The sequence below is a fragment of the Arthrobacter sp. MMS24-S77 genome, assembly GCF_054888235.1.
The window spans coordinates 3,635,742-3,655,620 of record NZ_JBTZRN010000001.1 but is presented as its reverse complement, the minus strand read 5'-3'; the positions used below and the strand labels follow the sequence as shown (position 1 = coordinate 3,655,620).

The window sequence follows — 19,879 nt, the reverse complement described above, 5'->3', positions numbered from 1 at the left end:
TTTTCCGGAGTTTGCGTTGGCCTTCGTGTTCCGTCCTGACCCTCTTTGGCACCAAAAGGGCCGCGACACACTTCGAACAAGGCGTGTCGCGGCCCTTTGAATTCAAACAGGGTCAGGAAGGCGCGGCCGCCGCTAAAACAACCCCAAAACCCTAGTCTTCGTCGCTGAAAGCCCAGTCGAACATGTCGAACACGAACTCGGAGAACGTGCCTTCTTCGGATTTCCATTGGCCGCGGGCGTTGTTGCGGCGCCACACGATGGGATCCGGGACGCCGAGGTCGCCCACGCGGAAGCCCCAGGTGAACTGCTCTTCCTCGTCCTCGAGGAACATGAGGAAGCCTTCGTCGTCAACTTCCAGTTCCTCGGGGTCCCAGAAGTAGTGGTAGGCCTCCATGAGGTCCTCGCAGCCACCGAGGGCGAGGTAGAACTCGCGCAGCACCATGGGAATGGTGAATGAGTGGGCTGCCAGGGCTTCGTCCAGCTCAGAGGCGGTGAGGCCGTCTTCTTCCTGCCATTCGTCCTCGAGATACTTCGGTACAAGCGCGCGGAACTTCTCGAGGAGCATGTCAGTCATGCTCCCATCCTAGCTAATCCCGGCCACGTGATTCGGCGCCCGCCGCGACCCCCGCGCGATGCCATCCGCGGACCGCCAAAGGCACCCGCCAGCCGCGACGCCAAGCCACCACGCGGAAGGCGAAAACCAAGGCGGCAACCAAGGCCGCCGTCAGCCCGTTGAAGGCATCCATGTTCCAGAGCAAGGCCGTCAGTGCCGCTCCGCTGAAGGCCGGCAGGGCGTAGAGATCCCGGGCATCGAAGAGCGCGGGGATCTCGTTTGCAGTGATGTCGCGGAGCAGTCCGCCACCCACCGCGGTGGTGACGCCCAGGAGGATCGCAGCCACGGGATTCAGCCCGGCGGTCAGGGCCTTCAGGGTTCCGGTGATGCAGAACAATGCCAATCCGCCGGCGTCGAACAGCGTCAACAGCGAGGTAAAGCGCTGGATGCTTGAAAACAGGAAGTACACCAGAACCGCGGCCAAAAAAGGCGGCAGCAGGTAGACCGGGTTGGTGAACGCCGCAGGCGGGCCCGCGTTGATGATGATGTCGCGGATGACACCGCCGCCTAGGGACACTAGCGAAGCCAAGAGAAGAGAGCCGATGATGTCGAACTGCTTCTTGGCCGCGAGCAAGGATCCGGACACGGCGAAAAAGAACACGCCGGCCAGATCCAGCCATACCAGCGCGAGGTCAAACGTGAACAAATGCAGCTCCATTCTTCGTTCACAGACGGGCGATCATGCTTGCCCAACGTTACGCTTGCACCCATGAACAGCCCTGTCTTGATCGCGTGCGCCCACGGAACCCGGAACGTCGAAGGGCAGGCCGCCATCCGCCAGGTCATGGCCGAAATCGAGGCCCTCCGGCCCGGCCTGACCGTTGTTGAGGCCTACGTCGACGTCCAGGAACCCGAGTTGTCCGGCGTGGTGGCGGGCCTCCCGGAAGGCACGCCCGCCGTCGTCGTTCCCTTGCTGCTCAGCACCGGTTACCACGTCAAGGTGGACATCCCCAAGGCGATCAAGTCCCGTCCGGAGGTGTCCGCGGCACCCCCGCTGGGGCCGGATCCGCGCCTCGCGGAGTTGCTCGCCGCGCGGTTGCGCGACGCCGGTCTGGGCGACGACGACGGCGTCCTGCTCGCCGCCGCGGGCTCGTCCTTGCCGGACGGTTCAGTCGATTCGGAAGAGCAGGCGCGCCAGCTCGCCGAATTGCTGCCCAATAGGGTGCGCGTCGCCTACGGCGCGAGTGCCGAACCGAACGTGCCCGACGGCGTCGCGGCCCTACGCGCCGAACTCACCGGCGCGGAAGTCACCGGAGACGGCGGCCGGGTGGTGGTGTCCTCGTATCTGCTGGCCACTGGCTACTTCCATGACCAACTGTCCAAGGCCGGGGCCGACGTCGTGTCGGCGCCGCTGCTGCCCTCTCCCGTGCTCGCGGAGATCGCGCTGGAACGCTACGACGCAGTGATCGCGGCTAGCTCCTGAACTGTTCTTTTGGATGCATAGCCGGGCTGGTCCCACAAGGCCCGGCGGCGGTTCGTGACGAAATGTTTCCCTAGGTGACTTTCCGTTTCCCGGACCTTTGTTACGCCTCTCTGGCCAGCCCTACAGTCGATGCATGACTGATACAGCTCTAGCCGGAGCGTCTGCGGACGAGGCTGCACCCAAGCGCCCGGCCCGCACCGCCCGTCCTGCCGCTAAACCCCATGGCCAGTGGAAAGTTGATGGCACCGCGCCGCTCAACGCCAACGAAACCTGGAAGCAGGAAGACAGCGGGCTGAACGTCCGTGAGCGTATCGAGTCTGTCTACTCCAAGCACGGCTTCGACTCGATCGATGGCACGGACCTGCACGGCCGTTTCCGCTGGTGGGGCCTCTACACCCAGCGCAAGCCCGGGATCGACGGCGGCAAGACCGCCACGCTAGAGCCGCACGAGCTCGAGGACAAGTACTTCATGCTCCGCGTCAGGATCGACGGCGGCGCGCTCACCACCGAGCAATTGCGCGTCATCGGCCAGATCTCCGTGGACTTCGCCCGCGGAAGCGCCGACCTGACCGACCGCCAGAACATTCAGCTGCACTGGATCCGCGTTGAGGACGTGCCGGAGATCTGGCGCCGCCTCGAATCGGTCGGCCTGTCCACCACCGAGGCCTGCGGCGACGTCCCGCGTGTCATCCTGGGCTCCCCGGTTGCCGGCATCGCCAAGGACGAGATCATCGATCCCACGCCGCTGATCCACGAACTCGCGGAGCGCTTCATCGGCGATCCCGAGCTCGCCAACCTGCCGCGCAAATACAAGACCGCCATCACAGGCCACCCCTCGCAGGACGTGGTCCACGAGATCAACGACTTCGGCCTGGTCGGCATGGTCCACCCGGAACTCGGCGTCGGCTATGACCTCTGGGTGGGCGGCGCGCTTTCCACCAACCCGATGCTCGCCAAGCGGCTCGGTGCGTTCGTGAAGCCCGAGGAAGCCGCCGAAGTATGGCTCGGTGTCACCAGCATCTTCCGCGACTACGGTTACCGCCGCATGCGCACCAAGGCACGCCTGAAGTTCCTCCTGGCCGATTGGGGCCCCGAGAAGTTCCGCCAGATCCTTGAAGACGAATACCTCGGCTTCAAGCTTTCCGACGGCCCCGCGGCGCCCAAGCCCTCAACGCCGGGCGACCACGTCGGCATCCACGAGCAGAAGGACGGCAAGTTCTTCATCGGCGCCACGCCCTTGGCCGGACGTCTCTCCGGCAGCCAGCTCGTGAAGCTCGCGGACACCCTCGAAGCCCACGGCTCCTTCCGCCTCCGGACCACTCCGCACCAGAAGGTCGTCGTGCTGGATGTCGCCAAGGAGCAGGTGGAACCGCTCGTCGCTGAACTGGACACCCTGGGCCTTTCAGCCCGCCCGTCCGTGTTCCGCCGCGGCACCATCGCCTGCACCGGCATCGAGTTCTGCAAACTCGCCATCGTGGAAACCAAGGTCACGGCAGCAACCGCCGTCGCCGAGCTCGAACGTCGCCTGGCCGACCTCGCGGACAGCGGCCAGCTGCCGCAGGCCCTGTCCCTGCACATCAACGGCTGCCCCAACTCCTGCGCCCGCATCCAGACCGCGGACATCGGGCTCAAGGGCATGATGCTGCCAACGCCCGACGGCGACCCCACCCCGGGTTTCCAGGTTCACTTGGGCGGCGGGCTGGCTTCGTCCAACCGCGAAGAAGCAGGCCTCGGACGCACCGTGCGCGGCCTCAAGGTCTACGTCGAGGACCTGCCCGACTACGTGGAGCGGGTAGTCCGGAAATTCGTGGCCGACCGCGCCGAAGGCCAGACCTTCGCCGAATGGGCACACTCCGCAGATGAAGGAGATCTCCAGTGACCACCAGCACCCAGCTCCGTTCCCACGACGAACTCAAGGCTCTGGCCGAAGCCGGTGCCGCAGAGCTCGGCTGGAACGCGCCCGCCCGCGACGTCATCGCCTGGGTGGCCCGCAACTTCGAACTGCCCGCCGTTGCCGTTGCCTGCTCCATGGCCGACGCCGTGCTGCCGGCCCTCGTCGCGGACCAGTTTCCCGGCGTCGACGTTCTCTTCCTGGAGACCGGCTACCACTTCCCAGAAACCCACGCGACGAGGGATGAGGTCGCCGCGAACCTGCGCGTAAATATCGTGGACGTGCTCCCGGAGAACACTGTGGAACAGCAGGACCGCCTTCTCGGCAAGGACCTGTTTGCCCGGGACGCCGCCCAGTGCTGCGCGCTCCGCAAGGTCCAGCCGCTGCGCCGGACCCTCGCCGGCTACGAAGTGTGGTTCACCGGTGTCCGCCGCGACGAGGCCCCCACCCGGACCAACACCCCGCTGATCACGTGGGACGAAACCAACGGTCTGGTCAAGGTCAATCCGATGGCCGACTGGAGCTTTGACCAGCTGGTCCAGTACTCCGAAGACAACATCCTTCCCGTCAACCCCCTCCTGAGCCAGGGCTACCCGTCCATCGGATGCCAGCCCTGCACCCGCAAGGTGGCCCCCGGAGCTGACCCCCGCTCCGGCCGCTGGGCAGGAACCGACAAGACAGAATGCGGACTACACGTATGAGTACCCAAATCACCAACGAGGACCTGGAGTTGTCTGTGCTGGAAACCGACGCTGCTGAGACGCCGACTGCCGCCCAGGGAGTGGCATCCGAGGCTCTGGCCGAGGGTCCCGACGCGAGCTTGCGAGTGTCGGGGAGGCCACAGCCGCTGTCGGAGCCGCGCGCTGGGCTGATCGAAGATCAGCCGCGCGGCGAAGGGGCGGGGGCGGCAGTCGGCGTCGAACCCCGCGCACGCCTGTCCAGCCTCGACACCCTCGAGTCCGAGGCCATTCACATCATCCGTGAAGTTGTTGCCGAGTTCGAGAAGCCTGCGTTGCTGTTCTCCGGCGGCAAGGATTCCGTGGTGATGCTGCACTTGGCCACCAAGGCGTTCTGGCCGGGCAAGGTGCCGTTCCCCGTGCTGCACGTGGACACCGGCCATAACTTCCCTGAAGTCATCGATTTCCGGGACCGCACGGTGGAGCGCCTGGGCCTCAAACTCGTGGTCGGTTCTGTGCAGGAGTTCATCGACCGTGGCGAACTTGCCGAGCGCGCCGACGGTACCCGCAACCCGCTCCAGACAGTGCCGTTGCTGGATGCCATCCAGCGCAACAAGTTCGACGCCGTCTTCGGCGGCGGCCGTCGCGACGAGGATAAGGCCCGTGCCAAGGAACGCATCCTCAGCCTGCGTGACGAATTCGGCCAGTGGGATCCCCGCAATCAGCGCCCCGAGCTGTGGAACCTGTACAACGGCCGCCACACCGTGGGCCAGCATGTCCGCGCGTTCCCCATCAGCAACTGGACCGAGCTGGACGTGTGGCGCTACATCGAGCGCGAAGGCATTGAGCTGCCCGGTTTGTACTACGCCCACGAGCGCGAGGTCTACGAACGCGACGGCATGTGGCGCGCAGTCGGCGAGGTTTCCATGCCGCTTCCGCATGAGGAAGTCGTGACGAAGCTCGTCCGCTACCGCACTGTGGGCGACATGTCCTGCACCGGCGCCGTCCTTTCCGACGCCCGCACGGTTGCCGACGTCGTCGTCGAGGTTGCCGCATCCACACTCACCGAACGTGGCGCCACCCGCGCAGATGACCGCATCTCCGAGGCAGCCATGGAAGACCGCAAGAAGGACGGCTACTTCTAATGAGCACTGAGACTTCACTCCTGGAGACTGGCCTGCGCGAATCTACGCTGTTCCGCTTCGCTACCGCCGGGTCCGTCGACGACGGCAAGTCCACCCTGGTGGGCCGCCTTCTGCACGATTCCAAGGCGATCCTCGCCGACCAGCTCGACGCCGTGGCCCGCACCTCAGCGGACCGTGGCTTCGGCGGAGCCGACGGGGGCATCGATCTTGCCCTCCTGACCGACGGCCTTCGTGCCGAGCGGGAACAGGGCATCACCATCGACGTCGCCTACCGCTACTTCGCCACCGACCGCCGCAGCTTCATCCTCGCGGACTGCCCCGGCCACGTGCAGTACACCAAGAACACGGTGACGGGCGCGTCCACTGCGGACGCCGTCGTCGTACTCATTGACGCCCGCAAGGGAGTCCTCGAGCAGACCCGCCGGCACCTGTCCGTGCTGCAGCTGCTGCGCGTGGCGCACGTGATCGTCGCCGTGAACAAGATCGACCTCGTGGACTTCAGCGAGTCCGTCTTCCGCGAAATCGAGACCGACGTGCAGAAGGTTGCGCGTGAGCTTGGCTTGGGCAGCGATGGCATTGCCGACGTCGTGGTCATCCCGGTGTCCGCGCTCGACGGCGACAACGTGGTGGACCGCTCGGACCGCACCCCTTGGTACAGCGGCCCGGCACTGCTCGAGGTCCTGGAGACCCTTCCGGCAGCCGATGAGCTTGAAAGCCACCTGGAAAGCTTCCGCTTCCCGGTCCAGCTGGTCATCCGCCCGCAGGGCGCGCTGGCTCCCGACGCCGTCGCCGCAGGGCTCGACGTCGAGGCGTACCGCGACTACCGTGCCTACGCCGGCCAGATCACGGAAGGAACGGTGAAGCTTGGCGACAAGGTCACCGTCCTGAGCCCGGGCCACGAGCCCCGGATCACCACGGTAACGGGGATCGACTTCGCGGGCAGCGAACTGGCCGAGGCTACGGCTCCGCAGTCCGTGACGATCCGCTTGGCCGATGAAATCGACATTGCCCGCGGGGACACCATTGCTGCGGCAGGGACCGTGCGCGAGAGCTCTGCCGACCTGTACGCAGCGCTGTGCTGGCTCTCGCCCAAGCCATTGCGTGAAGGCGCCAAGGTGCTCGTCAAGCACGGGACCCGGACTGTCCAGGCTTTGGTGCGCAATGTGACGGGCAAGCTGGACCTGGCCACCTTCAACGTGGAGGCCGCTTCCAGCCTTGAGCTGAACGACATCGGCAACGCCCAGCTCCGACTCGCCGCGCCGTTGCCGTTGGAGAACTACCTGCACCACCGCCGCACGGGCGCGTTCCTGGTGATCGATCCCGTGGACGGCAACACCTTGGCCGCCGGTTTGGTGAAGGACCACCCGGGCGACCACGAGGACGAACGTTACGTCATCTGACCTTGTTGGTCAGCGGAACCGCAGCTTGTTTCCCATCCCGACTTCAAGGCCCGGGAGGGAAAACAGGCTGCGGTTTTTTGCATTGGAACCAGCCGAATTGTGACGCCGCATGAACGTGCGTGACCCCGGGTTTCCGGATCATTGAACGGCAAATATGACAGTCCCTATGGTGAATCCATGACCTCATCGGATTGGTCCTTGGCTGCCCTTTCGGGGCGATGTCGCGGGGCCTGATACACGCCCTGCCCGTTCCGCAACACATCCCAAGGATTCCCAACATGTCAAACACCCCAGAACCCACGCCGCCCGGCTCGAACCCGGGAACCACGCGCATCGTCGCGGGCGAAAGCGCCAAGCCCAAGCGCCGCCGCACGCTCGAGATCGGCATCGCCGTCGGACTCGTCCTGCTGATCGGCGCCGGCGCGGCCGTCGCATCGGTTGTCGCGAAGAACAACGAAACCAAGCCCGCGGCGTCCACGACGCCGGCCGCGGAGCTGCGGCTGGGCTACTTCGGCAACGTCACCCACGCCCCGGCCCTGGTCGGGGTGGGCAAGGGCATCATCGCCGGCAAGCTGGGCAGCACCAAGCTCACCACCCAGGTCTTCAACGCCGGGCCCGCCGCGATCGAGGCCCTGAACGCCGGCGCGATCGACGCCACCTACATCGGCCCCAACCCGGCCATCAACTCCTTCGTCCAGAGCAAGGGCGCATCCATCAGCATCATCGCCGGCGCGGCCTCCGGCGGCGCCCAGCTGGTCGTCAAACCCGGCATCAGCACTGCCGCGGACCTCAAGGGCAAGACCCTCGCCACCCCGCAGCTGGGCGGCACCCAGGACGTGGCGCTGCGCGCCTGGCTGGGCAAGCAGGGCCTGAAGACCAACCCGAACGGCGGCGGCGACGTCGCGATCAACCCCACCGAGAACGCCCAGACCCTCAAGCTCTTCCAGGACGGAAAGCTCGACGGCGCGTGGCTGCCCGAGCCCTGGGCCTCCCGCCTGGTGCTCCAGGCCGGCGGGAAGGTCCTGGTGGACGAAAAGGACCTCTGGGACGGGTCCACGACAGGAAAGCCGGGCCAGTTCCCCACCACCATCCTGATCGTGAGCAAGAAATTCGCCGCCGAGCACCCCGAGACCGTCACCGCCCTGCTCCAGGGCCACGAAGCCTCGGTCAACTGGCTCAACACCGCCTCGGCCGCCGACAAGGCCACCGCGATCAACGCCGCACTGAAGGCGGCCGCGGGCAGCACGCTCCCGGCCGACGTGATCGACCGGTCCCTGAAGAACATCACCTTCACCGTGGACCCGCTCGCCGGGACCTACAAGAAACTGCTCCAGGACGGGGTGGACGCCGGCATCACCAAACCGGCCGACATCAACGGCATCTTCGACCTCCGCGCCCTCAACAGCGTCACCGGACAGAAAACATCGGCCGCAGGACTGGGCCAGGACTGAACTGCCAAGACCCAACTAGCTCGCAATAGTTGTCGTTTTGAGGCCTCATAACGACAACAACTGCGAGTCAGTTGGGTGCACATTCAACAACGAAGCAACAAACGAAGGACGGGACCATGCCAGTCGTACTGGAACACCTGGGTAAACGCTTCGGCGACGGCGCCCCGGTGCTGGACGACGTCAACGCCACCATCCAGCAGGGCGAGTTCGTCGCCCTGCTGGGTGCGTCCGGCTGCGGCAAATCCACCCTGCTGAACATCCTCGCGGGCCTGGACCAGCCGACGTCGGGCGCTCTTGAAGTGCCCAGCGACGGCGCCGCCTTCATGTTCCAGGATTCCGCGCTGTTCCCGTGGCTCACCGCCCGCGGCAACATCGAACTCGCGCTCAAGCTGGCCGACAAGTCCGGCCGCACCAGCAAGGCGTCGCGTGCTGCCCGTGCAGGCGAACTGTTGGATCTCGTCCACTTGGGCGGTGCGGGGGACAAGCGCCCGCACGAGCTCTCCGGCGGCATGCGGCAGCGCGTCGCATTGGCCCGCGCTTTGGCCCAGGACCGGCAGCTGCTGCTCATGGATGAACCTTTCGCCGCGCTCGATGCCATCACCCGCGACCTTCTCCACGACGAGCTGGAGCGGATCTGGAAGGAAACCGGACGCACCATCGTGTTCGTGACCCACAACGTCCGCGAGGCCGTCCGACTCGGCCAGCGGGTGCTCCTGCTTTCCTCCCGTCCGGGACGGGTTGTGGCCGAATGGAACGTCACCGAGGAACACCGGACCGACGCCGGCCGTGCCGGGGAACTGACTGGAACCATTACCCGCCGCTTGCGCGAGGAGATCCGCCGCCATGCCAATTGAACAGGAAACCCGACCCGCCGGGGCAGAGACTGAAGCCATCGCCGAGCCGCCCACGGAGTCCCGCCACATCACCTCGCCGTCCCTGAAGGGAAACCCGGACGAACTCCGGGACCTTGAGGCCGGCCTGGACAAGCTGCAGTCGGACGCACACCGGAATGCCCGCATCGACTGGACCCGGATCATCCTCCCGATCGCGGCGCTCCTGGTGCTCATTCTGGCGTGGCAGTTCTACGTCTCGCTGGGCTTCAAGCGTCGCGACCAGGTTCCCGGACCGCTTGATGTCCTGGGCCAGTTCGGTGCTCTTTGGGCCGAAGGCAAAGCCCAGGAAGCCGTCTGGACCTCCCTTCAGCGCGGGGTGATCGGGTTCCTCATCAGCGTTGCCGTGGCCACCCCGGTGGGCCTGATCCTCGCGCAGGTGCAGCCGCTGCGTCGTGCGTTCGGACCGCTCATTTCGGGGCTCCAGGTGCTTCCGTCCGTGGCGTGGGTTCCCGCCGCCATCATCTGGTTCGGACTCTCGGACGGCACTGTGTACTTCGTCGTCCTGATGGGTGCCATCCCGTCCATCATCAACGGGCTGATTTCCGGCGTCGACCAGATCCCGCCGCAATACCGCAGCGTGGGCACGGTCCTCGGAGCCTCCCGGATCCAGATGGCCTTGCAGATTGTCCTGCCGGCGGCCCTTCCCGGCTATCTCGGCGGACTCAAGCAGGGCTGGGCCTTCTCCTGGCGTTCGCTCATGGCCGCCGAAATCATCGCGGTGGGCGGCACTATCGGCTTCGGGCTCGGTTCGCTCCTGGACCAAGGCCGGACCTTGTCTGACATGGCCACGGTCATGTCCGCGATCCTCGCGATCCTGTTTGTGGGCATCCTGATCGAGCTTGTAGTGTTCGCGCCGATTGAGCGCAGCCTCCTGCTGCGCCGCGGCCTGCTGGCGGGGAGCACGCGCTAAGCGCCCCAAACGTAACGCAAGGGCCCGACGGCGACTCCCGCCGTCGGGCCCTGCTTCTTTCGTCAGACTAATGCCGGGAGGCTGCTAGCGGGCTGCGTCGATGGCGGGACGTTCAGCCACCACCGGGAACGGGCCGGTGTAGCCGGAGCGCTCCAGCGCTGCGCGGTAGATGCCCTTGCGCGCCGCGAACCACCCGCCCACCAAAGCAGGAACAAGCACCACCAGGGATGCGAGTACCCAGCGCCCGGTGTCCGAGAAACCCATGGATACCAAGACGAAAAGCAGGAATGCGAGCGTCAAGTACGAGGTGAACGGTGCGCCGAAGAGCCTGAACGCGGGCCGCTCGAGCTTGCCTTCCTTCGCCCATTTCTGCAGTTTCATCTGGCAGAGCACAATGGTGGCCCAACCGCCGATGATGCCCAGGGCGGACACTTCCAGCACAATCTCGAAAGCCTCGGATGGGAACGCCGCGTTAAGCCCGACGCCGAGCAGCGTAATGACCGCGGTAAGAAGGATCCCGCCATACGGAACGCCATGGCCGCTCATCTTGGCCGTGAAGCCCGGCGCGGAGCCGTTGACGGCCATTGAACGCAAGATGCGTCCCGTCGAGTAGAGGCCCGCGTTGAGGCTTGAGAGTGCGGCGGTGAGGACCACGAAGTTCATGATGGAAGCGGATGTTGCTCCGGCATCCGGCGAACCGATGTGTGAGAAGAACGTGACGAAGGGCGATTCTCCGGCCTTGTAGGCGGTGAAAGGAAGCAGGAGCGAAAGCAGAAGCACGGAGCCAACGTAGAAAATACCGATCCGGAAGACCACCGTGTTTACCGCCTTGGGCATGACCTCCTTGGGCTTCTCCGTCTCGCCCGCGGCCGTACCCACGAGTTCTATCGCGGCATACGCGAACACCACGCCGCTTACGGCCAGCAGTGGGGCAACGGCGCCCATGGGGAACATCCCGCCGTTGTCCGCCATGACGCTGAAGCCCGTGGGGCCGATGTCCGTGTGGCCTCCGAATACGAGGAAGCACACGCCGATGATGAGGAACAGGACCAGCGCTGAAACCTTGATCAGCGCGAACCAGAATTCCATTTCGCCGAAAAGCTTGACGGACACGAGATTCAGCGACAGGACTACGACGAGCGCCACAAGGGCGATTGCCCATTGCGGCACCGACTGCAGCGGCGCCCAGTAGGGCGCCCAGAACTTCACGTAAAGCGCGACGGCGGTGACATCCACCACCGAGGTCATGGCCCAGTTGAGGAAATACAACCAGCCCGCGGCGAAGGCCATCTTTTCGCCGTAGAACTCGCGGGCATATGAAATGAAGGATCCCGACGACGGCCGGTGAAGGACGAGCTCGCCGAGCGCACGGAGAATGAGGAAGGCGAAAAAGCCACAGACTGCGTAGACCACGATCAGCGCGGGCCCGGATCCATGGAGGCGGCCGCCGGCTCCCATGAACAGTCCTGTGCCGATCGCGCCCCCGATTGCGATCATCTGGATTTGCCGCGGCTTGAGGGTTTTGTGGTACCCCGCGTCTTCGTTGGAGAAATCCTGGGTGGCAAGTGCAAGGTCACCCGTGCGTTCCCGTTCGTTTTCAAAGTCTTCGGCCGGATCGTGGTCCGGCCGAGGTATTCCGTTGGACATTATGGTCCCCCCGATTGATGGCTGATGCCGGGTCCGTGTTTGTTTGACATGTTGTTTGGTGCCCGGCGCCCAACCCACGTTATGGGGGGTGGGTTTCCCTGTTATTTCACGGCGGTTAAGTTACAAACGGCCAAATGCTGCGCTGGCCCGGCACGCCGTAAAGCCTGTCCGACAGCCGGGTGTCTGGCTGTCCGACAGGCTTTATGAGGTGCGGAAATCGCCGAATTCGCGGGGATTATTAGCGGACTATACCCGCGGGAAATACTTTGAATCGCGCCAAACCCCCCGATTCACTGCCCTTTTCAGCCCTGGTTAAGTTGCTTTCCGGCCCATGAATGATGTTTCACGTCACGAAATGTATCCGCAATAAACAACCGCTTAACTCGGTAACACCTATCGAGAGGGTGAGGGGAATGTCAGACCTGTTTGAAGATTACGGACCTGCCGTCGAGCGCGCCGGCGCGTACGACGAGATGTTCGCACCGGGCATGTTGGCCCGAGGCTCTTATGGCCACATTTCCGAGTCGCTGGGCCGGCTGACCCTTGCCGATGTGAGTGCGCGTGCTGAGTCGATGGCGCGGACGTTCCTGGACCGGGGGGTGACCTTCGATTATGCGGGGGAGGAGCGACCCTTCCCGTTGGATATCGTGCCGAGGGTGATTCCGGCGGACGAGTGGGATGTGCTGGAGCGCGGGGTGGCGCAGCGGGTGCGGGCGTTGGAGGCGTTCCTGGATGATGTGTACGGGCGGATGGCGGTGGTTGCCGACGGTGTGGTGCCGCGGGCGTTGGTGACCACGAGTGCGCATTTCCACCGTGCGGTGCATGGTTTTGAGCCGGCGGGCGGGGTGCGGGTGCACGTGTCCGGGATCGACGTGGTCCGTGATGCGGCGGGCACGTTCCGGGTGCTGGAGGACAACGTGCGGGTCCCGTCGGGGGTGTCCTACGTGTTGGAGAACCGGCGGGCGATGGCGAAGGGTTTGCCGGAGGCGTTCGGCCAGCAGCACGTCCGTCCGGTCGAGGAGTATCCGCGCCGCTTGTTGTCGGCGTTGCGGAAGACGGCGCCCTCGGGGGTGGATGACCCGACGGTGGTGGTGTTGACGCCGGGGGTGTTCAACAGCGCCTACTTCGAACACACCCTGCTGGCCGGGTTGATGGGTGTGGAGCTGGTGGAGGGCAGGGACCTGATCTGCCGGGGGAACCGGGTGTACATGCGCACCACCGCGGGGGAGCAGCGGGTGGATGTGATTTACAAGCGGATCGATGATGAGTTCCTGGATCCGTTGCAGTTCCGTTCGGATTCGATGCTGGGGTGTCCGGGGCTGGTGAACGCGGCCCGGGCGGGCGGGGTGACGATCGCGAACGCGGTGGGCAACGGGGTGGCCGATGACAAGCTGGTCTATTCCTACGTGCCGGATTTGATCAGGTACTACCTGCATGAGGAGCCGGTGATCGCGAACGTGGAGACGTTCCGGCTGGAGGAGAAGGAGGCCCGGGAGCAGGTCCTGGACCGGCTCGGGGAGCTGGTGGTCAAGCCGGTGGACGGGTCCGGGGGCAAGGGCCTGGTGATCGGTCCGGATGCCTCGGCCGAGGAGCTGGAGGCTTTGCGGAAGCGGGTGCTGGCGGATCCGCGGGGCTGGATCGCGCAGCCGGTGCTGCAGCTGTCCACGGTGCCGACCCTGTCGGGGGAGAAGTTCGGGCCCCGGCACGTGGACCTGCGTCCGTTCGCGGTCAACGACGGCGAGGACGTGTGGGTGCTGCCCGGGGGCCTGACCCGGGTGGCGTTGAAGGAAGGCTCGCTGATCGTGAACTCCTCCCAGGGCGGCGGGTCCAAGGACACCTGGGTGCTCTCGGACTCCCCGCAGCTGCCCGCCGTCGAGCTGCCCCGGTCCTCGGTCACGGTCCGTGAACAGGTCTCGGTCTGGCCCGTCGAAAGCAACTGGCGGGACGGTGCTGATCAGTGAACGACGGGGCTGACCAATGAACCGCGAAGGTACCACCACAACAATCCGTAGCCACAGGAGGCAGAAACATGCTCAGCCGAATCGCTGAATCCCTTTTCTGGATCGGCCGCTATGTGGAACGCGCCGACGGAACGGCCAGAATCCTGGACGTCCACCTCGAACGCCTCAATGGCTTGGGCGAAGGCGAGCAGGACCGGGTCTCAAGGAACCTCCTGGCACTGATGGGCTCCGACCCCGGGATGGAGGCCGTGACGCTGGAGCGCCTCCTCAAGTGCCTGGCCTATGACAAGGCGAGCCCCACGTCGATCGCGGGCTCGCTCTCCGCGGCCCGGGAGAACGCCAGGCGCGCCCGGGAAACGGTCTCGTCAAGCCTCTGGGAAGGATTGAACACCACCCACAACGGGCTCAAGAAGCAACGCAAGGACCTGGTGGGAACATACCGCTTCTGCCATTGGGTGCTTGAACGCACAGCTATGGTCTCCGGCTCCGCCGACTCGACCGTCAGCCACGATGACAGTTGGCTCTTCATGGTGTTGGGGCGTTCCCTGGAACGCGCCGATATGACGGCGCGCATGCTCTCCACAAGGGACTTGCTCTCCGGCAGCCTCTCATGGGTGAACATGCTCCACTGCGCCGGGGCCTACGAATCATTCCTGCGGAACCGGGGAGGATCCTCGGGAGACCAGGACGCTGCCGAATTCCTTCTCCTGGACAGGCTTTTCCCCCGCTCCATCGTGTACGCGCTGCGGGACGCAGAAGAGTGCCTTTCCAAGCTGGATCCCTCCGCGCAACGGGTGGGCTTCATCGACGACGCCCGGCGGGTGGTGGGGCAGGCCCGCACCTTCCTGGAATTCCACCGCACGGACAACCTCCTTGAGGAACTGCCGGAGCACATGGAACGCGTCCAAAGGGCGGTCAGCCAAGCCTCCGAGGCCGTCTCCCGCAAATACTTCAACCAGGCCTCCGAACTCGAATGGATAGGGGAAGTCTCATGACCCGGCTCAGCATCGTGCACACCACGGCATACAAATACAAGAAGAGCGTCACCCGGTCCTACAACGAGGCGAGGTTGACGCCGCTCAGCGATGCCCAGCAGGTGGTGTTGGAATCCAGGCTGAAAGTGTCGCCGTCGCAGGCCGCCGTCGGAAGCTACCGGGACTACTGGGGCTCCCGCGTGAGCACGTTCGACATGCAGCACCGGCATGGCGAGATGAAAGTGACTGCGGTATCCACCGTCGAGGTGGACCGCAGCGCCGGCCCGCCGTCGTCGTCGGGACTTGGCTGGGACGAGATCAGGTCAAGCGCCACCACCGACGCCTTCAGCGAGTGGATTGCGCCTTCGCAACTCACGGGCATCGGCAAGGAGATCCGCAAGTCGGTGGCTGCTGTGACGGCGGGACTCGAACCAGCGGAAGCGGCCCCCGCCGTCATGGAATGGATGCGGGCCAACATGGAGTACGTCAAGGGGGTCACCAGCGTCACGACCAATGCCGAGCAGGTTTGGGAACAGCGCAAAGGTGTTTGCCAGGACCTGGCCCACTTGGGGATCGCCGCCCTGCGCAGCCTGGGAATTCCGGCCCGGTACGTATCGGGCTACATCCACCCGGTCCCCGATGCGGCTGTGGGGGAGACCGTTGCGGGACAATCCCACGCGTGGCTCGAGTGGTGGGACGGCGAATGGCGCAGCTGGGACCCCACCAACCACAAGCCGGCGGGCAACCTCCACGTCACGGTGGCGCGGGGCCGGGACTACCGGGACGTCGCGCCCGTGCGCGGAATCCTCTCCGGCGGCGGGGGTTCGGTCTTGAGCGTGGAGGTCCAGATCACCAAGCTCACCTGAGCGGCGGCGCCCGACGGCGGCTCCCGCCGTCGGGCAGGTGCCCCAAGGAATTCCCGGGCCCACCCGGTGGTTGACGCGGGCATGAAACGAATCGGTTTTCTCTCCTTTGGCCACTGGGGTCCGGTCCAAGGCTCACGGACTCCTTCGGCCGGCGACGCGTTGCTGCAGGGGATTGACTTGGCAGTGGCGGCGGAAGAGCTCGGCATCAACGGAGCCTTCTTCCGGGTTCACCACTTTGCGCGCCAGCAGGCGTCGCCGTTTCCCTTGTTGGCGGCCATCGCAGCCCGGACCAACCGGATCGAGATGGGCACCGGCGTGATCGACATGCGCTACGAAAACCCCCTGTACATGGCCGAGGAGGCGGCAGCCACGGACCTCATCAGCCAAGGCAGGCTCCAGTTGGGCATCAGCCGTGGTTCACCCGAGCCGGCCATGCATGGCGCGCGGTACTTCGGCTACGCGCCTGCCGAGGGCGAGGACGACGCCGCGATGGCCCGACGCCACACTGCGGTGTTCCGACATGCCATCGCGGGCCATGGAGTGGCCGAAGCCGATCCCTCGTTCATGGGCGGGGGCCGCGGTCTCCTGCCGATCCAGCCGACGTCGCCCGGGCTTCCGCGGCGCATCTGGTGGGGCGCCGGCACTCGGAAGACCGCCGTCTGGGCGGCGGAACAGGGCATGAACCTCATGAGTTCCACGCTGCTCACCGAGGACACCGGGGTTCCCTTCGACCAGCTCCAGGCCGAACAGATCAGCATGTTCCGGGAGGCATGGGCAGCAGCCGGACATGGTTTTGAGCCGCGCGTTTCAGTCAGCCGCAGCATCATTCCCGTGGTTGACGCCGAGGATGAACACTATTTCGGGCTCCGCGCGCAGGTGGAGAACCGGGACCAAGTGGGCATGCTCGACGGTGCCTTGTCGCGTTTCGGCAAGAGCTACGTCGGCGAGCCCGATGCTTTGGCGGAGGATCTCGCGAAGGACGCCGCGGTCCAGGCTGCGGACACGGTGCTCGTCACAGTGCCCAACCAACTCGGGGTGGAATACAACGCCAAGCTGCTGGGCAACATCGCCAAATACGTGGCTCCAGCGATCGGCTGGGAGGCGCCCACTCCGCAGGCGTAATGTGACGCAGCGTTACCTAGCGTGAACTGGTGTTTCCGGACCTTTGAAGCATGTTACGGCCCAGCCCTACAGTTTTTTCATGGCAATACAGGACATCTACCCCACAGCCCTGCGGCTGCTCGGCCGCCCGGTGCTGGTGGTGGGCGGCGGACCCGTGGCAGCGCGACGCGCCAAGGGACTGCTCGACGCCGGCGCCCGGGTGACCGTGGTGGCCCCCGTTGCCTCTGACGCGCTCCGCGAACTCGCCGCCTCCGGCCTGCTCACCTGGGAGCCGCGCGCTTACCTTTCCTCCGACGTCGACGGCGTGTGGTTCGTCCAGACGGCCACCGGCGTCACCGCCGTTGACGCCCAGGTAGCCGCCGACGCCGAGGCGCAGCGCATCTGGTGCGTCAACGCCTCGGACCACGAATCCTCGGCAGCCTGGACTCCCGCCGTCGCGGTTGTGGACGACGTCAAGATCGCCATCAACGCCGGGGGAGACCCCCGCCGTGCCATGGCCTTGCGCGACGCAGTTGCCACCGCACTTGAGACGGGAGACCTCCCGCTGCGCCGCCGTCGTGCCTCCACCGGAAGCGTCGCGCTCGTGGGTGGCGGTCCTGGCGATTCCGGGCTCATCACGGTCCGTGGACGCCGCCTTCTGGGCCAGGCCGACGTCGTGGTGGCAGACCGCCTCGGACCGCGCGACTTGCTGCAGGAACTCGCTCCGGACGTCCGCGTGATCGAGGTCGGCAAGACCCCTGGCCACCACCCCGTACCGCAACTGGAAATCAACCGGATCCTGGTGGAGGAAGCACTGGCCGGCAACCGTGTGGTTCGGCTTAAGGGCGGCGACCCCTACGTCCTGGGCCGCGGAGGCGAGGAAGCCGAATTCTGCCGGCAGAACGGCGTCGAGGTTGAAGTGGTTCCCGGTGTTACTTCGGCGATCTCCGTGCCGGCGGCAGCAGGCATTCCCGTGACGCACCGCGGACTCGCAAAGGGTTTCAGCGTGGTGACCGGCCACGAGGAACTGTCCGAAGTCCCGGCCCGGCCCGACCACACCGTGATCCTGCTCATGGGTGTCGCTAAACTCCGCGAATCCGCCGCTGCCCTCGCGGACTCCGGAATGCCCTTGGACACGCCGGTAGGTATCGTAGAGAACGGCTACATGCCCGATCAGCGCGTCACGATCGGCACTTTGGCAACCATTGCCGAGCAGGCCGAGGCCACCGGCGTCGCAAACCCCGCAGTCATTGTGATCGGCGATGTGGTGCGTGTCAGCCCGTTCGCCCCCGAGCATTTCAAGACCGCTGACTACAGCACACTGAGCCCCAATAAGCCCCGCGTCGTTACCCCCTAGCCCCTCACCCAACTAGCTCGCAGTTGTTGTCGTTATGAGCCCTCAAAACGACAACAAATGCGAGCTAGTTGGGAAGCACACTGAAAAGGAACACAGCCGTGTCATCTAGCACCACCGTAGGAACCGCCGCACGTCCGCTGCGCGTCGCCGTCGTCGGCTCCGGCCCCGCCGGCGTCTACGCTGCGGACATCCTCACCAAGAGCGAGGCCGTCAAGAGCGGCGAGCTGACTGTCAGCATCGACCTCTTCGACCGCTACCCGGCCCCCTACGGCCTGATCCGCTACGGCGTTGCCCCGGACCACCCCCGCATCAAGGGCATCGTGAACGCCCTGCACAAGGTCCTGGACCGCGGCGACATCCGTTTCTTCGGCAACGTGGACTACGGCACGGACATCTCCATCGAAGACCTGCGCACGCACTACGACGCCGTCATCTTCGCCACCGGCGCCATCAAGGACGCGGACCTGAACATCCCGGGCATCGAGCTTGAAGGCTCCTTCGGCGGCGCCGACTTCGTCTCCTGGTACGACGGCCATCCTGACGTTTCCCGCGAATGGCCGCTCGAAGCCACCTCCGTGGCTGTGCTCGGCAACGGCAACGTGGCGCTGGACGTAGCCCGTGTCCTGTCCAAGCACGCCGACGACCTCCTGGTCACCGAGATTCCGGACAATGTCTACGCCGGCCTCAAGGCTTCTCCGGTCACGGACGTTCACGTCTTCGGCCGCCGCGGGCCGGCACAGGTGAAGTTCACCCCGCTGGAACTGCGCGAACTTTCGCACTCCAAGGACGTGGACATCATCCTCTACGCCGAAGACTTCGAGTTCGACGACGAGTCGGACCGCCAGATCCAGACGAACAACCAGACCAAGACCATGGTTGGCACCCTCACCAACTGGATCGCCGAGCAGCCCGAGGACCTCTCCGAGCTCAAGGCCTCCCGCCGGCTGCACCTGCACTTCCTGCACAGCCCGGTGGAGATCGTGGATTCCGCAGAGGCTCCGGGCAAGGTTGCAGCGATCAAGTTCGAGCGCACCGAGCTGGACGGCACGGGCAACGCGCGGGGTACCGGCGAGTTCATCGACTATCCGGTCCAGGCCGTGTACCGCGCGATCGGCTACTTCGGCTCCGCCCTGCCGGACGTTGAGTTCGACCACCGACGCGGGGTCGTCGCGAACGACGGCGGCCGCGTCCTGGACGCTTCCGGCGAACACGTTCCGGGCTTGTACGCAACGGGTTGGATCAAGCGCGGCCCCATCGGCTTGATCGGGCACACCAAGGGCGACGCACTGGAGACGGTCACGTATCTCCTGGAAGACCGCCAAAACCTGCCGTTCGCCCCCGTTCCTGAGGCGGACGCCGTCGTCGAACTCCTGGATGCCCGCGGCGTGAAGTTCACCAGCTGGGAAGGCTGGTTGGCCCTGGATGCCCACGAGCTTGCCCTTGGCGCGGCCGCTTCCGAGGCCGGCACCTCGCACGGCGTCGAGGTCCAGCGCGAACGCATCAAGGTTGTGCCGCGTGCGGACATGGTGGACATTTCCCGTGACGGCGTAGCAGCCCAAGTCTAGGACCT

The 19,879-nt window shown here is 65.5% G+C and carries 17 protein-coding genes; 14 read left to right on the top strand and 3 right to left on the bottom strand.

The window, feature by feature from the left end:
• Positions 1-151: 151 nt before the first annotated feature.
• The gene (locus ACX5I4_RS16795; RefSeq protein ID WP_461837635.1) at positions 152-574 is read right to left on the bottom strand and encodes a hypothetical protein; all 423 of its coding nucleotides are present in this window, start codon (positions 572-574) and stop codon (positions 152-154) included.
• A 13-nt stretch (positions 575-587) separates the two neighbouring features.
• The gene (locus ACX5I4_RS16790; RefSeq protein ID WP_461837634.1) at positions 588-1,259 is read right to left on the bottom strand and encodes a trimeric intracellular cation channel family protein; all 672 of its coding nucleotides are present in this window, start codon (positions 1,257-1,259) and stop codon (positions 588-590) included.
• A 63-nt stretch (positions 1,260-1,322) separates the two neighbouring features.
• Between ACX5I4_RS16790 and ACX5I4_RS16785 the strand changes: the two genes are divergently transcribed.
• The 8 genes from ACX5I4_RS16785 (at position 1,323) to ACX5I4_RS16750 (ending at position 10,403) form a co-directional block, all read left to right on the top strand.
• Positions 1,323-2,036: a sirohydrochlorin chelatase gene (locus ACX5I4_RS16785; RefSeq protein ID WP_461837633.1), complete on the top strand. Its 714-nt coding sequence runs from the start codon at positions 1,323-1,325 to the stop codon at positions 2,034-2,036.
• 133 nt (positions 2,037-2,169) lie between these two features.
• A complete protein-coding gene (locus tag ACX5I4_RS16780) occupies positions 2,170-3,915 on the top strand; it encodes a nitrite/sulfite reductase (protein ID WP_461837632.1) in 1,746 nt (581 codons plus the stop codon).
• The gene (locus tag ACX5I4_RS16775) at positions 3,912-4,628 is read left to right on the top strand and encodes a phosphoadenylyl-sulfate reductase (protein ID WP_461837631.1); all 717 of its coding nucleotides are present in this window, start codon (positions 3,912-3,914) and stop codon (positions 4,626-4,628) included. Before ACX5I4_RS16780 ends, ACX5I4_RS16775 begins: the two co-directional genes overlap by 4 nt.
• Positions 4,625-5,749, top strand: coding sequence for a sulfate adenylyltransferase subunit CysD (gene cysD / locus ACX5I4_RS16770; RefSeq protein ID WP_461837630.1), 1,125 nt, complete (start codon positions 4,625-4,627; stop codon positions 5,747-5,749). The genes ACX5I4_RS16775 and cysD overlap by 4 nt, the downstream gene beginning before the upstream one ends.
• Complete coding sequence (locus ACX5I4_RS16765) at positions 5,749-7,149, top strand: sulfate adenylyltransferase subunit 1 (RefSeq protein ID WP_461837629.1); 1,401 nt, start codon at positions 5,749-5,751, stop codon at positions 7,147-7,149. Before cysD ends, ACX5I4_RS16765 begins: the two co-directional genes overlap by 1 nt.
• Before the next feature lie 278 nt (positions 7,150-7,427).
• Positions 7,428-8,600, top strand: a complete 1,173-nt coding sequence (locus tag ACX5I4_RS16760) for an ABC transporter substrate-binding protein (RefSeq protein WP_461837628.1) — start codon at positions 7,428-7,430, stop codon at positions 8,598-8,600.
• Between the two features lie 116 nt (positions 8,601-8,716).
• A complete protein-coding gene (locus ACX5I4_RS16755) occupies positions 8,717-9,454 on the top strand; it encodes an ABC transporter ATP-binding protein (protein WP_461837627.1) in 738 nt (245 codons plus the stop codon).
• Positions 9,444-10,403, top strand: a complete 960-nt coding sequence (locus tag ACX5I4_RS16750) for an ABC transporter permease (RefSeq protein WP_461837626.1) — start codon at positions 9,444-9,446, stop codon at positions 10,401-10,403. The genes ACX5I4_RS16755 and ACX5I4_RS16750 overlap by 11 nt, the downstream gene beginning before the upstream one ends.
• Before the next feature lie 84 nt (positions 10,404-10,487).
• On the opposite strand, the gene ACX5I4_RS16745 is transcribed toward ACX5I4_RS16750, so the two are convergent.
• Positions 10,488-12,050, bottom strand: coding sequence for an amino acid permease (locus tag ACX5I4_RS16745; protein WP_461837625.1), 1,563 nt, complete (start codon positions 12,048-12,050; stop codon positions 10,488-10,490).
• A 413-nt stretch (positions 12,051-12,463) separates the two neighbouring features.
• Between ACX5I4_RS16745 and ACX5I4_RS16740 the strand changes: the two genes are divergently transcribed.
• The 6 genes from ACX5I4_RS16740 (at position 12,464) to ACX5I4_RS16715 (ending at position 19,874) form a co-directional block, all read left to right on the top strand.
• Positions 12,464-14,011 (top strand): circularly permuted type 2 ATP-grasp protein, encoded by a 1,548-nt coding sequence (locus tag ACX5I4_RS16740; protein WP_461837624.1) that lies wholly within the window; start codon positions 12,464-12,466, stop codon positions 14,009-14,011.
• A gap of 68 nt (positions 14,012-14,079) precedes the next feature.
• Complete coding sequence (locus ACX5I4_RS16735) at positions 14,080-15,006, top strand: alpha-E domain-containing protein (RefSeq protein WP_461837623.1); 927 nt, start codon at positions 14,080-14,082, stop codon at positions 15,004-15,006.
• Positions 15,003-15,851: a transglutaminase family protein gene (locus tag ACX5I4_RS16730; protein WP_461837622.1), complete on the top strand. Its 849-nt coding sequence runs from the start codon at positions 15,003-15,005 to the stop codon at positions 15,849-15,851. Before ACX5I4_RS16735 ends, ACX5I4_RS16730 begins: the two co-directional genes overlap by 4 nt.
• Positions 15,852-15,932: 81 nt before the next feature.
• Complete coding sequence (locus ACX5I4_RS16725) at positions 15,933-16,973, top strand: LLM class flavin-dependent oxidoreductase (protein ID WP_461837621.1); 1,041 nt, start codon at positions 15,933-15,935, stop codon at positions 16,971-16,973.
• A gap of 79 nt (positions 16,974-17,052) precedes the next feature.
• Positions 17,053-18,309: a uroporphyrinogen-III C-methyltransferase gene (gene cobA, locus ACX5I4_RS16720; protein WP_461837620.1), complete on the top strand. Its 1,257-nt coding sequence runs from the start codon at positions 17,053-17,055 to the stop codon at positions 18,307-18,309.
• Between the two features lie 98 nt (positions 18,310-18,407).
• Positions 18,408-19,874: an FAD-dependent oxidoreductase gene (locus tag ACX5I4_RS16715; protein ID WP_461837619.1), complete on the top strand. Its 1,467-nt coding sequence runs from the start codon at positions 18,408-18,410 to the stop codon at positions 19,872-19,874.
• The last annotated feature ends 5 nt before the right edge of the window (positions 19,875-19,879 follow it).

Coding starts and splice junctions, on each gene's coding strand:
- ACX5I4_RS16795 (WP_461837635.1), bottom strand. CDS start 574: ATGACTGACATGCTCCTCGAGAAGTTCCGCGCGCTTGTACCGAAGTAT.
- ACX5I4_RS16785 (WP_461837633.1), top strand. CDS start 1,323: ATGAACAGCCCTGTCTTGATCGCGTGCGCCCACGGAACCCGGAACGTC.
- ACX5I4_RS16780 (WP_461837632.1), top strand. CDS start 2,170: ATGACTGATACAGCTCTAGCCGGAGCGTCTGCGGACGAGGCTGCACCC.
- cysD (WP_461837630.1), top strand. CDS start 4,625: ATGAGTACCCAAATCACCAACGAGGACCTGGAGTTGTCTGTGCTGGAA.
- ACX5I4_RS16765 (WP_461837629.1), top strand. CDS start 5,749: ATGAGCACTGAGACTTCACTCCTGGAGACTGGCCTGCGCGAATCTACG.
- ACX5I4_RS16760 (WP_461837628.1), top strand. CDS start 7,428: ATGTCAAACACCCCAGAACCCACGCCGCCCGGCTCGAACCCGGGAACC.
- ACX5I4_RS16755 (WP_461837627.1), top strand. CDS start 8,717: ATGCCAGTCGTACTGGAACACCTGGGTAAACGCTTCGGCGACGGCGCC.
- ACX5I4_RS16750 (WP_461837626.1), top strand. CDS start 9,444: ATGCCAATTGAACAGGAAACCCGACCCGCCGGGGCAGAGACTGAAGCC.
- ACX5I4_RS16745 (WP_461837625.1), bottom strand. CDS start 12,050: ATGTCCAACGGAATACCTCGGCCGGACCACGATCCGGCCGAAGACTTT.
- ACX5I4_RS16740 (WP_461837624.1), top strand. CDS start 12,464: ATGTCAGACCTGTTTGAAGATTACGGACCTGCCGTCGAGCGCGCCGGC.
- ACX5I4_RS16735 (WP_461837623.1), top strand. CDS start 14,080: ATGCTCAGCCGAATCGCTGAATCCCTTTTCTGGATCGGCCGCTATGTG.
- ACX5I4_RS16730 (WP_461837622.1), top strand. CDS start 15,003: ATGACCCGGCTCAGCATCGTGCACACCACGGCATACAAATACAAGAAG.
- ACX5I4_RS16725 (WP_461837621.1), top strand. CDS start 15,933: ATGAAACGAATCGGTTTTCTCTCCTTTGGCCACTGGGGTCCGGTCCAA.
- cobA (WP_461837620.1), top strand. CDS start 17,053: ATGGCAATACAGGACATCTACCCCACAGCCCTGCGGCTGCTCGGCCGC.